Source organism: Halalkalibaculum sp. DA384 (genome assembly GCF_043951955.1).
Lineage (GTDB): Bacteria > Bacteroidota > Rhodothermia > Balneolales > Balneolaceae > JAMQKA01.
Window position 1 is genome coordinate 1 of the sequence record NZ_JBINJE010000040.1, and the last position, 13,301, is coordinate 13,301.

Sequence of the window (13,301 nt, forward strand, 5' to 3'; positions counted from 1 at the left end):
ATCATTACAGTCTGTAACAGGCTGCGAAATGGGCCTTTCAGCTGCGTTGAAGGACAAATCACCTGCTCAACGTACCAACGTACGTCTGCGCGGCCCTTTGCCCTTCGCCTTGCTGAAAAACCAATTTCTTGGCGAGAAATCCGGACTAATTATCGTGGATACTGTTTTGCTGAAGAAAGTCGCCTCTTTTAGAGCAGCAGGATACAGCTCGATACCTGGATCGCCACTTCGTATCTCTTCGCTATTCTGCCTGACCTTGTGCGCCCGGGTTACAACTTTTCCCGGAGGAACAGGCAGCGGATAATTCTGAACAGATAAATATTGCAATTGCATCTCATACCGATTCTGGTCGGCAATGCCGGAACATTTTGTCGAAAAGTTGTCTATAAGTGATTGAAATCGATTCATTTTAACCCATTCACACGAAAGACGGAAATATGAAATACTCGTTACACGCTCTTCCTGTATGGTTAACTGGTTTGCTGCTGTTGGTTGCGGGATGCAAACAGTCCCTGGTGATTAGCGACGTAAATTACGCGCAGCCGATCGAATCTGTGCTGACACCTGATGAAGAGGGTACAGTGGTTGATGTACAGCATGGACTCAGCTTTAATATTCTGCCCCTGCAATTTGCTGAGACCGGGGACAGCAGCGCTGTCGCCACCCGGCAGGTACGACTTATTCGAGGGAAGCAGGGGTTTTACTACATCACCGCCCCCGGCTACTCCAATGTATACGTGATGGCGCCGGAAAAGCATAAATTGACGTTGAAAAGAGAGATTAATATTGATGAGGAGGGGATCGAAGAGCCCGCCTTTAATCAACGGGAGGCCTATGTACAGTTGCTGGACAGGAAAACCAGCGAGAGTTACAGGCTGACTGAGCAGGGGATACTGGAAAATGACAACGAACTTGCAAGCAGGGAGGAAAACTGATATGAAGATAAAAGCATTCAGAGCTGAAGGTATCGGTACGATATTGGCCTCATGGATCATGGTATTTACTGTCTCGGGAGTGCTTTGCGCCCAGGAAATACAGTCGGACTACCAGATACAGCAGGAGTACCGGGCGGCAGTCCAGTCAGTAAAAGCAGAACTTGACGAGGTAAGCAGTCAGGCAGAAGCCAGGGAAACAGGTGGACGCATAGACTCGCTGGAGAGTTTTTATGCCGAACATGCGGCGTTAATCAATAAAGCGATCTATCCGGCCACCTTCGAAGAGCAGATTACCGAACTTAAAAACAGGGCACGTATCGCGTACAATAACCTGGCCAGGATTGCACGCCAGGAGGCAAAACTGAACCAGCTTGACGAGCAATTGGACCGTTATGGAGACAGGCTTGCCCGGCTGAATGCCCGTGCAGATTCCCTGCAAGCCGCCGTCCAAAACTCTGTGGCCAGCGAAAAAGAACTCTCCGGTCAGCTGCGAAATTACCGGGAAAGCCTGGAACGCCGGGATGCACTGATCCTCTCGTTTATCGATTCCGTCATAGTAACCTATCAGAACATGGAGATCGCTTCAATCGGAGATTTGGAGCAGATCCGCTCCGAAAATCGCCTGAAAACCGATCGGAGTCCATTGACTATGATTCGAACCATTCCTTCTGAAAGCATGCAGCTGCTGGAATCAAATTCGGAACTGGGTACGGGAGACTATCTCAGGATGAAGAAAGTGCAGGAAGAGTTTGCGCAGATGTGGGAGACCGTGGGAAGCAAATTTTCCGAAGCGTACAGCGTAAATCCGCGGCAGACTGAATCGGAGATACAGCAGGCTGCCCTGCGTTGGGAGCAAGCCCTCAACGAACGGCTGTGGACCTCCCTGAACCAGTCGTTTAAAGAAGCGGATATAGAACTGAAAAAATTTGATGATCCCAACTCACTGTATGAGGCATTGAATACATATGTTGAGCAGGGCTTTACCCAGAGCAAGCAGGACTCGGGTGAGAAAACCTACCAGGATTTTTCCCGTTTTTCCGACTTTTGGAACCATCGCGTGAAGGGGCAGTGGACCCCCGGCATTATACAGGCGGAGATTTTGACCAGCGCCCAGATCGCAACAATTGACCAGAAAACAAACCAGTGGGCGACAGTTGCAAAACCGGAATCCAATCTGCTGGCCTACCTGCTGGGGGTTAGCGTGTTAGCCGTTGCCGTGCTTGGATTTATGCTGTTTAGAGAAAAAACGGCTGAAAAAAAATAACGGTTCAATATTCAGAAGTATTGAAGAGTGCCGAATACCACGCGGCGCTCTTCACTTCAGGTTCATTTCAGGCAAAATCCTGCGGCATCGACATCATTCCAAGAGACAGCAGGTAAATCATGGCAATTATGTACAGGAGGAACAGCACTATCATCACGATGATTAAAACCTTGTAGAAAAAGAAAAACTTCCGCTGGTCTTCAAAAGCCCGGGCCAGGTGAAAAAAATCGGTGGATTTTGCGAATTTGCGAAAGGAATCTGCTGAATCACGGAGCTTCAGGTGGTAAATGATCATCGGTATTCCGATGATTGCTCCCACAATCGTAAGGCATAACAAGGCTCCCTGAATGATGTATACTATGGAAAAGAATTTCATATCCCTGGCCATCCTGTCCACATGATCCTCGATCTGGCCATTGGTTAAAAAAGAGACGTTTTGGAGCGTAATTTCCGGGGTGTCGTTATCGGTATTCATGTTGATGGTTTTTATTTTATCCAGTTTACCTCAATAGATAGGCCTATTCGTCAACTATTGCAATCTGGACCGGGCAACCGGTACCCAAAATTTTGCTTATCGCCGAAACGAAAGAATCAGCTTATCTAATGCTTATAAATATGCTCCGGATGGATGAATGATAGCAGAATAAACAGTATACTTACCCACCGATTTTAACTGTTTGGATGCCAGGAAGGTTATGATCTACAGCAGAGGGTTATGTCAAAATCCAAAAAAACTACTAAAATAATTGGCCGGGTAGAGCAGGTTAGTTTCCCGGAGTGGGATCTCATCGATCTGGATGCCAAAATTGACACCGGGGCGTACACCTCAAGCCTGCACTGCCATCACATTGAAAAAACCGGGGAGGACCGTATCCGGTTTAACTTGCTGGATCCTTCGCACGACACGTACAATGAAAAGCTGTTTGAACTGCCGATACACCGGGAGAAAACCGTGCGGAGCTCGAACGGAATCACCGAACAGCGGTTTGTCGTCAAGACAAAGATCGAGCTGATGAACGAGATATATGACATTGAGCTTTCGCTGACGGATCGGTCTGAGATGAATTACCCGGTTCTGCTGGGGAGAAAATTGTTGAAACGGGGGTTCCTGGTGGATGTCTCCCGGAAATACCTGTCCAACAAGAATTTGAAAGAAGAAAACCGAGATTAATTACATGCATATTGTTGTACTTTCCCGGAATGCAGAACTGTATTCCACAAGTCGCCTGGTTGAGGCGATTGAACAGGCTGGCCACCAGGCAACTGTCCTGGATCACCTGAAGTGTGATATTGTCAGTGAGAAAGATAACCCCTGCATATATTACCGCGGCACAAAAGTGACCGATGTTGATGCAATTATTCCCCGGATCGGGGCTTCGGTGACTTTTTACGGGTCCGCGGTGGTCCGCCAGTTTGAGATGATGAAGGTGTTTGCGGCCGTTGAATCGCAGGCGCTTGTCCGGTCTCGCGACAAGTTGAGAAGCCTGCAGATTTTGGCACGGGCAGGCGTGGGAATGCCCAAGACCGTATTTACCAACTATTCCACCGAGGTAAAAAAAATTATCGACAGTGTGGGGGGAGCGCCACTGATTATCAAGCTGCTGGAGGGGACCCAGGGCGTGGGTGTTGTACTTGCTCCCACACAGAAGGCCGCTGAATCGATGATCCAGGCCTTTCACAGCATGAAGGCCCGCGTCATCGTCCAGGAGTTCGTGGAAGAGGCCAAGGGCGAAGATATCAGGGCTTTTGTGGTCGACGGCAAAGTGGTTGGGGCAATGAAACGTAAGGGAAAAGAGGGGGAGTTTCGGTCAAATATTCATCGCGGCGGTTCTACGGAGCTTATCAAGTTGACGAAAGAACAGCGACGTGCCGCCCTCGTTGCCACCCGGTCCATGGGGCTTTCGGTGGCGGGAGTCGATATGCTGGAATCTGCACGGGGTCCGCTGGTCCTCGAGGTCAACTCCTCTCCCGGACTGGAAGGTATTGAAAAAGCCACCAAAAAGGATATTGCAGGTAAAATCGTGTCCTACGTTGAGCGAAAAGTAAAACAGATAAATGCGCGAACCAGTAAACAACGCAGGTTAAAAAGCGATGCCTGAGTTCATATCCATTAACAAGTACAAAATCGGGGTGGGCGAACAGCAGAAGATTCAACTCAATATCGCGCGGCTCCCGACCTATACCAGTATTGATCTGCCGGTGCATGTATATCGCGGCAGCCAGGATGGGCCGGTGTTGCTGCTTACCGGGGGACTCCACGGAGATGAAATTAACGGTATTGAAATTATCCGGCGCATGATTGTAAAGGAGACAATTATTCCGGAGAAGGGCTCTGTGATTGCCATTCCACTTGTTAACATCTACGGATTTATACAAAATGCGCGCGGGGTGCCCGACGGCAAAGATATCAACCGCAGTTTTCCCGGTGTGAAAACGGGCTCGCTCGCCAAGCTGCTCGCTTACACATTGATGAACAAGATTATTCCACAGATCGACTACGGCATTGATTTTCATACGGGAGGCGCCTCGCGTGCCAACTTCCCGCAAATCCGATGCACCCTGGATATCGACAAAAACACAGAACTGGCCCGCGCCTTCCATCCCCCGGTGGTTTTGCATTCAAGCCTGATTGACAAATCATTCAGAAAAGCGGCCTACCGAAAAGGAAAACACATTTTGGTATATGAAACAGGGGAGGCACAGCGTTTTGACGAGTTTGGGATACAGCTGGCCATGAACGGAACCCTGCGCCTGATGGAACACCTGGGCATGCGCTCCTCTGCGCCACAGGCCGACTACGAGACAGAAGTCTATCCCAAATCAACCTGGATCCGGGCAAAGTATGCAGGACTGTTTAGTCCGCGTATTGCCCTGGGAGATCATATAAACAAGCGACAGGTGCTGGGACGCATAACCGACCCGTTCGGTAACGAAACATTTAATGCCGTTTGCCCTCACCACGGCCGTGTCATCGGTATCAACAATACGCCGGTGGTACACAAAGGGGACGCTCTGGTACACCTTGCTTACAATAAAAACAAAAAAGATTAGCATGACCGACGATATCATATTTCACCTGGTACCGCTTTCTGAGTGGAAGGCCCATCAGGATGCGGGACTTTATAAACCTGATTCACTGGAGGAGGAAGGGTTTATTCACTGTTCCAACGGAAAACAGGTGCAGGAGGTGGCCAACCGCCGCTTCAAGGGCGAAAAGGAGCTGATGCTTATTGTCATTGACGTGGCCAGCCTGGAACCACCGGTAAAACTGGAAAAGCCGGAAGGGCGGGACCAGAAATACCCACACGTAAAAGGTCCGCTGAACATCGATGCCATTATTGACAAAATTAAGCTGGCTCCCGAAGAAGATGGTACCTTTTACATCCAGTTTGAAATGAATGAGTAAAAGCGGATGAATAACAGAGCCGGCACGTGGGTGCCACTGGTCGTCTAAAATTACTCCTCCAAAACGCCGTCAACCAGGTGGATAACCCCGTTTTGGGCCCGGATGTTCGGTTTCACGATGGTGACGTTATTTGTCACTTCATTGATTTTAACGGTATTTTCGTTGTCAACACTTATGGTAAGGACGAGACCGCCCATGGTAGGAACCTTGGACATCGCAATGATTTGTCGCTGGGTAGCCATCCCGGTTAACAGGTGATTCATGACAAAACGTTCGGCCCAGGAGCTGTTTGCACGGTTCAGGCGATCCTGCATTTCTTCAAGGGCAGTATTGGTGGGAGCGAAAATAGTATAGGGACCACCGGAATTGAGTGTCGAATTAAGGCCCGCTTTTTCAATAGTGTTGACAAAGATGCTTGCCTCATCCTGCTCACTGAGTACGTCAAATACATTTTGAGCAGGCAGCAACAGGGGCACCAGTGCAAGTATGCAGGTGAGGGCTCCTGACCTCAGGAAGCCTCTCTTGTGACAATATCCCATATCCATTTCCTTTATTAGTGTAAAAAGAGCCTTGGAAAGCAGTATTTGCAAAGGCCCTCGCAAATTTTATTAAAATCGTCTGTTAATGAGCGATATTTCCCTGGTATCAATTAATTCAGATTATGAATAAGTAGCAAATTTCAAAAATGCCATTCCTCGTTTTTAACCTTTGTACGCGCCATTGTCTCATCCCGAATTATTCATCTCTGCAATTGATTTCTTTAGCTGGTCAAATGCGATCGGTTTAACCAGATATGCTACAAAATTGGTCTGTTCAGCCCGTTCTATTGTAGAATAGTCGGAATTCCCCGTAACATAGATGACAGGTACATCAGAATGGGTGCGAATCTTTTCCATCGTTTCGATGCCATCAATCTGCCCCTCGAGCATGATATCCATCAGTATGAGGTCAACGCTGTTGTTCTCTACAATATCAATTGCTGACTCTCCCATTGTAACGCTATCAACGACACGGTGACCTATCCGCTGAACCATACGGCTCAACATCAGTGAAAGCACACGGTCATCCTCGACAATGAGTATCTTCATATAATGCTATAAATACAGCTTAAATTATTTTTAAAAACATGATACATATTTTTTTAAGAATAACAAGTCTTAAAACTTTTTAATTAAATGGCCTGCAGTTGTTTACATGGTATCTCAAGTTCAATGCCATTATAAAATAGAGAATTTGAGCCTGTTGAAGACAGGCAGCAGGCTTTCATAAAGGACCGTTTCAGGAGAAGGGAGGTTAAAAGCCTTTTGTGCAGGCAAATTTAACAATTCTATATGTCTGCCGACGGTCTGCGCCGACCAATAAAAAGCAGGTATCTCCACAGTCCGAGGTAGGCTTTTTTGTGTTGTGTTAGTCTCGGTATAAATAGCCTGTTAAGCAGGGAAGTAAGTTGTCCGTCTATTGCTACGTGATTGAGCTTCATCCAGCGTTGGAACCAGCTGAACCGGGTATCAGAAAAGTCAACAACTGCAACATAGCCGTCGCTGGTGAGATCCCGGTGGACCTGTTTCATAATTTGTTCGGCCTGGCTGCCCAGCATCGAGAGGGAGTAGGAAAGCAGAATAAGGTTGAAAGGCTCAAAATTGAATTTGTTATCACCATAGGCGCCGTTAACAAGGGTGATTTGCCGGCTTTTGTCAACCTTGGTGCGCGCCTGACGGATCATGTCGCCGGAAAGATCCATGCCGTAAATCAGGGCATCGGGAAAAAGGTATTCCAGGTTAGTGAGATTGGTACCGGTTCCGCAACCGATCTCCAGGATACGCGGATTTGGAGGAAGTTCGGGAATGCGATTCAGGAGCTCTTCACGTCCGAAAAGAAAGCTCCACCGGGTCCAGTCATATATTGACGAATGAAGGCGGTAGTAGCGTTCAATTTTTTTGTTGCGCAGTTCAGTATCCGGTTCCACTGCATTAATTTTTTAGGATTCGACAATTCCGAGGTGTGTACTCCCGTAGGTCCCGACCCGGTCCTGCTTGTGGAGAGAGGAGGTTCGTTCGGGATAGAAGGTCACATTCTCCCGGACGAAACCAGGCAGGAAGTCCACTTTGTGGCAGGCCGACCGAAACAGGATGCGGGCGCCCGGGGCTGCATTGTTTAATATTAGCTCCCATTCTTGCTCCAGTTCGCCCGGATGCGCATTCGCCAGCCAGTCTTGGTGGTCGAGCAGCACAAAATGGGTGTAGCGGTCCGGATGATGCTCAAGGAAGTCGGACAAGGTACCGGAGTGGAGTTGAATGCGATTCACCCGCTGCTGCAGTAGCTTAAAATTGGACTCTCTGAGGTAGTTGGGACAGCACCCCGGAGTGTAGGAGCCCGTAATGTACACCCTCCAAAAATAGTTTTGGCGGATCGGCAGCTCGGTAAACACGTGTTCCATCGAGCTGCGGATGAACGAAAGCATCCCCCCGTCGTACTCTTGCTCAATAAGGTTACGCTGGGACCGGGGCACACCGAGCAGGGCCATGGTTGAGTTTCGGCTGAGTAGCCAGCGAGAAAAGCCGTTCCACAACTCAGGCTCAATTTCCCGGTAGTAATACCGCTGTTCCTGCAGAGAGCTGGCATCCAGCAGGTTCAGGGCATTGGCATACAACCCCTTCCGCTTGATTTGGCGATGCACCATATGCGCAATTTTGCCGGAAGTTCCACAAAAATAAAAGGATGGTCGGACCGGAGTGCGGCTGAAATAATTGATCTTTTTGTCCCAGAACCGGCACGCCTGTTGTGGCATATGTTGTCGCAGATTTTGTCGGTAGACCATTTCTGCTGCCGGATGTGAGCCCCGACCCAAGAAGTCAAAAAGGAGCTTGTAATCACCATGCCTGAAAAACGCGTTCTTTAACGCCATCAATGCATTTTGACGGGGATTGGCGTCAACCGAGTGAATAATTCGGGGATTATCCAGCAAATAGTCAAGCACATTGCAGCCGGCGCTGGTCAGCATAACCACCTTGCTTTTGCTGTTTAAATTCAGCAATGATCGGTCTATTTTCGGGTCCTCCCAGCACGTGTTGTACACCAGGTGGTTGGTGACGATGGAATCAAAGAACCGGTTTTGTATATTCCTGACGAGATCTTTTAAAGCAGACATAAAAACCCTTTAATTAGTGAAAGGTAGTATAACTGCTTTATATTTACAGAGTATGAATACAGCATTATCACTCTGTTAAGAAGAATAAAATTGAGGGGTGAGATTCAGTCAGTAATTCTTATCTTTTAAACAGATTATAACCTAAATAATTTTATTATGGCCGAGAATAAAAATTCATCCGAAAACGAAGTGAACGAACAGCAAGCCGAACTGGAGGAAAAGATATCTTCCTATGAAAAATTGCTGGACAGGCTGAGGGAAGAACGTCGACATGTGGAAGAAGAGATCAGCCGGGACTACCGAAATGCCCGCAGGTATGTACGCTCCCATCCTGAAGAGGGTATTTTGTTCTCTTTTGTAGGGGGAGTTGCCCTCGGATTTTTAATTGGAAAATTAACGAAGTAGCAGTGAGTGGGGAGTCTTGTGCCACGAGCACCACATCGCTCAACCAGCCAAACGAATCCAAGACTCACAACTCACGCCCCAAGACCCAAGACCAGAAAAATATGAGCAACACAACCACTGTTAACCTTGATGAACTCGGTGAATTATTTGAGCGCGTGGATGCGCTAAGGGGGTATCTTTGACTATGATCAGCGAAAAGTAAATATCATAGAACTGCAGGAACAAACCCAGGCGCCCGGCTTTTGGGACGATCCCGACCAGGCCCGCCAGGTGATGAAAAAGCTGGATCACGAGAAAGGGCTGGTAAACAGTTGGGATGAGCTCAACGAGCTGCGGGAAAGCATCCAGGTATACCAGCAGTTCCTCGAAGAGGGAGAAGATGTAACAGCCGAGCTGCAGGAAGAGGTAAAAAAGCTCAAGGTGAAGCTGGAGGAACTGGAGTTTAAGAATATGCTAAGCGGCGAAGATGACCACCGCGATGCTATCCTGACGTTTAATCCCGGTGCCGGCGGTACCGAAAGCCAGGACTGGGCCGAGATGCTTTACCGGATGTATACCCGCTGGGCCAAGAAAGAGGGCTACGATATCTCCGTTATTGAGTACCAGCAGGGCGAAGTGGCGGGAATCAAAAGTGCGACAATTCAGGTGGAAGGGGACTATGCCTACGGATTTCTCAAATCCGAAAGCGGGGTTCACCGGCTGGTTCGCATTTCTCCTTTTGACAGCAACTCCCGCCGGCATACGTCATTCTGCTCGGTCTTTGTTTCCCCTCTCGTAGACGATTCTATTGAAGTGGATATCAATGAAGGGGATGTCGAGCTGCAGCGGTTTCACGCCAGCGGGGCCGGCGGACAAAATGTTAACAAGGTGGAGACCGGGGTACGCCTGATCTGGGAGGGCGAGCTCTCCGACGGATCGAAAGAACGGGTGGTGGCGGAATGCCAGCAGGAACGCTCCCAGATGCAGAACCGGGAGAAGGCGATGGTACTGCTGAAATCCAAAATTTATGAGCTGGAAAAACAGATTAAAGAGCGGGAGAAAGCCCGGCTCGAAGCCTCCAAAAAAGATATTGAATGGGGATCACAGATTCGTTCCTACGTATTTCATCCCTACAACATGGTCAAGGATCACCGCACGGAACATGAAACTTCCAGTGTCGATGCGGTGATGGATGGCGAACTTGATGAATTTATTAAAGCTTACCTGATGCAGGATGCAACCTCGTAAATTTGATTTTCTCGTAATAGGAAGTGGCATTGCCGGATTGACGTTTGCCCTGAAAGCGGCTGACAGGGGTACGGTCGGGGTGGTCACAAAAAAAGAGATCATGGAGGCCAACACGGCCTACGCCCAGGGCGGCATTGCCGGGGTATTCAATACCGAGCAGGACTCTTTTGAAAAGCATATTGACGATACACTGGAGGCCGGGGCTGGCCTGTGTAACCGTGAGGCGGTCGAGTGTATCGTGCGAAATGCCCCGAGGCTGATCGAGGAACTTATGAAGATGGGGGCCGAATTCACCCGCAAGGAGGGGGAGCTTCACCTGGGAAGAGAGGGAGGCCACTCCGAAAACCGTATCGTCCATGCCGCCGATGCCACTGGCTGGGAAATTGAGCGAGCACTGGTGAACCGCGTTCGCACTCATCCCAATATTGAGATATTTGAACATCATTTTGCGCTCGATATCCTGACGGAGCACCATCTCGGCCAGGAAGTCTCATTTGACGATACTATCCACTGTTTTGGAGCGTACGTGCTGGATGAGGAGAGTTCTGCTGTGCATCGGATGCTTGCCAAAATTACGGTACTGGCTGCCGGCGGCGCGGGACAGGTGTACCTGCACTCCACCAACCCGGAGGTGGCCACCGGCGATGGCATTGCGATGGCCTACCGGGCCAAGGCGCGGATCGAAAATATGGAGTTTGTCCAGTTTCATCCCACCTCGCTTGCGATACCGGAGGCCGATTCCTTCCTGATTTCTGAAGCTGTCCGGGGATACGGGGGCATACTCATAAATGCAGAGGGGGAGGCGTTCATGAAAAAGTACGATGAGCGGGAAGAGCTGGCTCCGCGTGATATCGTAGCACGCGCCATCGACGATCAGCTCAAGAAAAGCGGGGCCAAAAGTGTGTTCCTGGATATCACCCACAAAGATGCGGAAAAAACCAAAGAGGCGTTTCCCACGATTTATGAGACCTGCCTTTCATACGGCCTCGATATCACCCAGAAACCGATCCCGGTGGTCCCGGCGGCGCATTACACCTGTGGAGGCGTGGCTACCGACCTTGACGGGACCAGCAGTATCGACCGGCTTTTTGTCTGCGGCGAAAATGCCTGTACCGGGGTTCACGGCGCAAACCGGCTGGCGTCCAACAGTTTGCTGGAATCTCTCGTTTTTGCCGATCGCGCAGCCCAAAAGGCCGTTCAACTGGTGGATAAAATCGAAATTAACACGGACATTCCAGCCTGGGATGCCAGCGGAACGGTTAATACGGAGGAATGGATTCTCGTCTCGCATAACAAGCAGGAGGTGCAACAGGTGATGTGGGATTATGTGGGAATAGTGCGCAGCAACCTGCGGCTGGAGCGGGCGATGCGGCGCATCAAAATGCTTCATGAAGAGGTCGAGGATTTTTATCAGCGCACCCGGGTCAGCGTACCACTGTGCGAGCTCCGGAACTTGGTAAGCGTGGCCCATATTATTGTGCAGTCGGCGATGCAGCGAAAGGAGAGCAGGGGACTTCATTACACGACGGACTATCCCGAACCGGCCGACCAAAAAATTACCACTACAATAGAGTAGGATCGCATGATTTCTGTTGGCATCACCGGGGGCATTGGAAGTGGAAAAACAACCGTTTGCAATATCTGGGAGAAGCTTGGAGCGTTTGTGCTCAACGCAGATGATCTGGCAAAAAAGATCATGATCGAAAATGAGGAGGTCATCTCAGAGATCCGCACCAGTTTTGGGGATAAGGCGTATCACCCAGACGGGCGGTTGAACCGGTCATATTTGGCTGTAGAAGCATTTCAGAAAGACCGGGTCAGCGAATTGAATGCCATAGTCCATCCCAGGATATCGGCTGAAAGTCGTAAAATTATGGAGACCGCACGCCGCAGGGGATACAAGCTTTTTGTCTACGAAGCCGCCCTGCTTTTTGAAAATCTGAAACCGGGATTCCTCGACTATATCGTATTAGTGCTTGCTGACCAACAAAAACGTACGGAACGTGTTAAAAAAAGGGATCGCACGTCAGCAAAGAACGTCAGGCAGCGAATGGAAAAGCAACAGGATTTTGGAAAATATGTAAATCTGGCAGATTTCGTCATTTATAATAACGACTCGCTGGAAGAACTGGAAACACGGGCAAGGGAACTGTATCATACGTTGCTGAACAGCCAAAAGGGGAATACTCGCAATTGATTTTGCCTGTCTGGCGGTTGATCGACGATAAAACGGCGATTTGGGCTCAGGTAGAATCTGGGGATTAAGCGGGCGTAAAATTCCAAAAATTAAACCTATAATCTTATACAAACGATTGCAAAATTACTCAGTAGCGACACCACAGGCGTTCGGGAACCCAGGTTTTACATACTTCTATATCAACAAATCAAAAATAAATAAGGAACGGGAATGACTACATACACCAACATTATACTGGCAGCCTCAATATTATTGTTTACACTCTCAAGCTGTACTCAGGAAAATAGCAGTGAAGTTCCCTCTGTCGATCCGGCAGTTACGCAACAAGTGCTGGATCACCATTGGAAAACATTTGCCGAAAATGACCTGGAGGGCGTAATGGCCGACTATACGGAGGAATCGATCCTGATTACACCAGACACCACGTATCGCGGACTTGATGCCATCAGGGATAATTTTATATCGGCATTTGAGGCTTTTCCGGCTGGTGAAAGCACCTTGACCCTCAAAAAAAGCGTGGTGGAACAGGAGGTCGGCTATATTCTCTGGGAGGCCTCAACCGAAAATTTTGACCTTATCTTTGCCACAGACACCTTTATAATCCGGGATGGTAAAATTGTACGTCAAACGTATGGCGGCATAACGGCTCAAGAGGCAGAGTAGCCATTTCGTATCTGAAACGTGAATCCATTGACGACAATCGCTCATTACCTGCTTTT

Annotated in this window: 17 protein-coding genes; 12 read left to right on the plus strand and 5 right to left on the minus strand. The window is 49.0% G+C overall.

The window, feature by feature from the left end; translation table 11 throughout:
• From ACG2E4_RS16210 to ACG2E4_RS16220, 3 genes are all read left to right on the plus strand, one after another.
• On the plus strand, positions 1-304 hold a 304-nt coding region (locus tag ACG2E4_RS16210; protein ID WP_395259845.1), incomplete at its 5' end, for a hypothetical protein.
• A 133-nt stretch (positions 305-437) separates the two neighbouring features.
• Entirely contained in the window at positions 438-935 is a 498-nt protein-coding gene (locus ACG2E4_RS16215) for a hypothetical protein (RefSeq protein ID WP_395259843.1), read from the plus strand.
• 1 nt (position 936) lies between these two features.
• Positions 937-2,199: a hypothetical protein gene (locus ACG2E4_RS16220; protein WP_395259842.1), complete on the plus strand. Its 1,263-nt coding sequence runs from the start codon at positions 937-939 to the stop codon at positions 2,197-2,199.
• A 67-nt stretch (positions 2,200-2,266) separates the two neighbouring features.
• Here the strand turns inward: ACG2E4_RS16220 and ACG2E4_RS16225 are convergent, their stop codons facing one another.
• Positions 2,267-2,674: a DUF5362 family protein gene (locus ACG2E4_RS16225; RefSeq protein ID WP_395259841.1), complete on the minus strand. Its 408-nt coding sequence runs from the start codon at positions 2,672-2,674 to the stop codon at positions 2,267-2,269.
• 240 nt (positions 2,675-2,914) lie between these two features.
• Here ACG2E4_RS16225 and ACG2E4_RS16230 point away from each other — a divergent pair, with 240 nt between their 5' ends.
• From ACG2E4_RS16230 to ACG2E4_RS16245, 4 genes are read left to right on the plus strand one after another with little or no spacing between them, the layout of a single operon-like run.
• A complete protein-coding gene (locus ACG2E4_RS16230; protein WP_395259840.1) occupies positions 2,915-3,370 on the plus strand; it encodes an ATP-dependent zinc protease in 456 nt (151 codons plus the stop codon).
• A gap of 4 nt (positions 3,371-3,374) precedes the next feature.
• Positions 3,375-4,298, plus strand: coding sequence for a 30S ribosomal protein S6--L-glutamate ligase (gene rimK / locus ACG2E4_RS16235; protein ID WP_395259839.1), 924 nt, complete (start codon positions 3,375-3,377; stop codon positions 4,296-4,298).
• Entirely contained in the window at positions 4,291-5,250 is a 960-nt protein-coding gene (locus ACG2E4_RS16240; protein ID WP_395259838.1) for a succinylglutamate desuccinylase/aspartoacylase family protein, read from the plus strand. The genes rimK and ACG2E4_RS16240 overlap by 8 nt, the downstream gene beginning before the upstream one ends.
• 1 nt (position 5,251) lies before the next feature.
• A complete protein-coding gene (locus tag ACG2E4_RS16245; protein WP_395259837.1) occupies positions 5,252-5,605 on the plus strand; it encodes a DUF952 domain-containing protein in 354 nt (117 codons plus the stop codon).
• A gap of 50 nt (positions 5,606-5,655) precedes the next feature.
• On the opposite strand, the gene ACG2E4_RS16250 is transcribed toward ACG2E4_RS16245, so the two are convergent.
• The 4 genes from ACG2E4_RS16250 to ACG2E4_RS16265 form a co-directional block, all read right to left on the minus strand.
• Positions 5,656-6,144, minus strand: a complete 489-nt coding sequence (locus tag ACG2E4_RS16250; protein WP_395259836.1) for a fasciclin domain-containing protein — start codon at positions 6,142-6,144, stop codon at positions 5,656-5,658.
• A gap of 186 nt (positions 6,145-6,330) precedes the next feature.
• Complete coding sequence (locus ACG2E4_RS16255) at positions 6,331-6,693, minus strand: response regulator (RefSeq protein WP_395259835.1); 363 nt, start codon at positions 6,691-6,693, stop codon at positions 6,331-6,333.
• A gap of 239 nt (positions 6,694-6,932) precedes the next feature.
• Positions 6,933-7,571, minus strand: coding sequence for a class I SAM-dependent methyltransferase (locus ACG2E4_RS16260; RefSeq protein WP_395277222.1), 639 nt, complete (start codon positions 7,569-7,571; stop codon positions 6,933-6,935).
• Between the two features lie 12 nt (positions 7,572-7,583).
• Positions 7,584-8,753 (minus strand): DUF3419 family protein, encoded by a 1,170-nt coding sequence (locus ACG2E4_RS16265; RefSeq protein WP_395259833.1) that lies wholly within the window; start codon positions 8,751-8,753, stop codon positions 7,584-7,586.
• 156 nt (positions 8,754-8,909) lie between these two features.
• On the opposite strand from ACG2E4_RS16265, the gene ACG2E4_RS16270 reads away from it, so the two are divergent.
• The 5 genes from ACG2E4_RS16270 to ACG2E4_RS16290 all read left to right on the plus strand — a co-directional run bounded on the left by ACG2E4_RS16270 (position 8,910) and on the right by ACG2E4_RS16290 (position 13,245).
• Positions 8,910-9,158, plus strand: coding sequence for a hypothetical protein (locus ACG2E4_RS16270; RefSeq protein WP_395259832.1), 249 nt, complete (start codon positions 8,910-8,912; stop codon positions 9,156-9,158).
• Positions 9,159-9,259: 101 nt separating this feature from the next.
• Positions 9,260-10,385, plus strand: a protein-coding gene (prfB, locus tag ACG2E4_RS16275) for a peptide chain release factor 2 (protein WP_395259831.1) whose coding sequence is annotated in 2 segments (ribosomal slippage) — positions 9,260-9,337 and positions 9,339-10,385 — 1,125 coding nt in all. Because the reading frame shifts where the segments join, the coding sequence is not laid out codon by codon here.
• Positions 10,372-11,961, plus strand: coding sequence for an L-aspartate oxidase (gene nadB / locus ACG2E4_RS16280; protein WP_395259830.1), 1,590 nt, complete (start codon positions 10,372-10,374; stop codon positions 11,959-11,961). Before prfB ends, nadB begins: the two co-directional genes overlap by 14 nt.
• 6 nt (positions 11,962-11,967) lie before the next feature.
• Positions 11,968-12,582 (plus strand): dephospho-CoA kinase, encoded by a 615-nt coding sequence (gene coaE, locus ACG2E4_RS16285; RefSeq protein ID WP_395277223.1) that lies wholly within the window; start codon positions 11,968-11,970, stop codon positions 12,580-12,582.
• Between the two features lie 210 nt (positions 12,583-12,792).
• Positions 12,793-13,245, plus strand: coding sequence for a nuclear transport factor 2 family protein (locus ACG2E4_RS16290; protein ID WP_395277224.1), 453 nt, complete (start codon positions 12,793-12,795; stop codon positions 13,243-13,245).
• The last annotated feature ends 56 nt before the right edge of the window (positions 13,246-13,301 follow it).